Origin of the sequence: Flavobacterium sp. SOK18b, assembly GCF_014156605.1 — a bacterium.
GTDB lineage: Bacteria > Bacteroidota > Bacteroidia > Flavobacteriales > Flavobacteriaceae > Flavobacterium > Flavobacterium tiangeerense.
This window is the reverse complement of sequence record NZ_QKNZ01000052.1, coordinates 1-1,734: the sequence shown is the minus strand read 5'-3', so window position 1 is coordinate 1,734 and position 1,734 is coordinate 1. Positions and strand designations below refer to the sequence as shown.

The following is a 1,734-nucleotide window of genomic DNA, read 5'->3' as shown; positions in this document are numbered from 1 at the left end:
TTTTAATAGTTTTTTTAATTATCAATTTCTTTTTTGAATTTGCTGAAGGTGAAAAAGTATTTTTGAATACAGCCTTATTTATCAATATCGTTCTGTCTTTTTGCGGATTGTTTTTATATCGTGTGATTGTAAAACAAACTTTTGAAATTTATTTTTCTGAAAATACAAACACCAACTTGATCCGCACTGTTATTTATGGCACTGATGCCAATGCGATATCGGTGGCAAATGCTTTAAAGTTTGAAGCGCCTACACGTTTTAAAATCGTTGGTTTCATTGACAAGAATAATCAAAATGCTTCCAAAAGGATGTTGGATCTGCCTATACTAGTTCAGAAAAAGAAATTGCCTGCTATGATGCGTTCAGTGGGAGCCACCAGTGTGATTTTGGCGGACAAAGCATTGACCAGGGAGGAGCAGATTGTGATCGTAGATCAGTGTTTGGAGTACAATTTAAAAGTATTTACCGTGCCTTTGATTTCGGATTGGGAGAACCAACGCGAGATTTCTCAAAAGGTGAAAACCATTCAAATTGAAGATTTGCTAGAACGGAAACCAATTGTTTTGGATAATAAATCTATTTCTAAACAATTGAAAGACAAGGTGGTTTTGATCAGTGGAGCTGCCGGCTCTATCGGTAGTGAAATTGTGAGACAAGTGCTGACTTTTAATCCTAAAAAAGTAATCATACTGGACCAAGCTGAAACCCCTTTGCATCATTTGCAATTGGAAACGGATGCTATCAATACGGACGTTAAAATTAGAACCGTTATCGCGGATATTAGAGACAGGGAAGCGATGGATGTGGTTTTTAAAACCTATAAACCGAATGTTGTTTTTCATGCTGCCGCCTACAAACACGTTCCGTTAATGGAGGACAATCCGTGTCAAGCTATTTTTACGAATATAAAAGGAACTAAAAATTTAGCAGATTTAGCGTGTCGTTATAATGTGAAAAAATTTGTAATGGTCTCTACAGACAAAGCGGTAAACCCTAGTAATGTAATGGGAGCCAGCAAACGCATTGCAGAGAAATATGTACAGTCTTTGCATTTAAAAAACAAACAAGAAAAAGGGGAGCAAGCTACCAAATTTATTACCACTCGTTTTGGAAATGTATTGGGTTCCAATGGTTCTGTGGTGCCGCTTTTTACGAAGCAAATTGCAGCGGGTGGTCCGGTAACCATAACCCACAAGGATATTATTCGGTATTTCATGACGATTCCTGAGGCATGCCAATTAGTTTTGGAAGCTGGAGCAATGGGTAACGGTGGTGAAATTTATATATTTGATATGGGCAAGCCTGTAAAAATTATCGATTTGGCTCGAAAAATGATCAAGTTGGCTGGTTTTATACCAGAACGCGATATTAAGATACAGGTTGTGGGATTGAGGCCGGGCGAAAAGTTATACGAAGAATTGTTAAATGACACCTCGAAGTCAATGCCGACGTACCATTCTAAAATTATGATTGCGCAGGAATTACAAGAAGAATACGAGACTTTACATCAAGATGTGAGTGATTTAATTCATATTGCAGAAGGCTATGCCAATGATGCCATGGTGGCGCAGATGAAAAAAATAGTACCCGAGTTTAAAAGTATGAACTCTACTTTTGAAACGCTAGATACAGTGTAAGTTTTTTCACTTGTACTGGTAATTAAATGCATGGTATAAAAGTCGGTTAAATATGAAGTAGTCAAATTAAGGATGCGCCCAAATAAAAAAAAGCTTA

General features: G+C 37.1%; 1 protein-coding gene. It reads left to right on the top strand.

The annotated features are described in order from the left end of the window. On the top strand, window positions 1–1,637 hold a 1,637-nt coding region (locus DNC80_RS09260), incomplete at its 5' end, for a nucleoside-diphosphate sugar epimerase/dehydratase (protein ID WP_255493209.1). Between the last annotated feature and the right edge of the window lie 97 nt (window positions 1,638–1,734).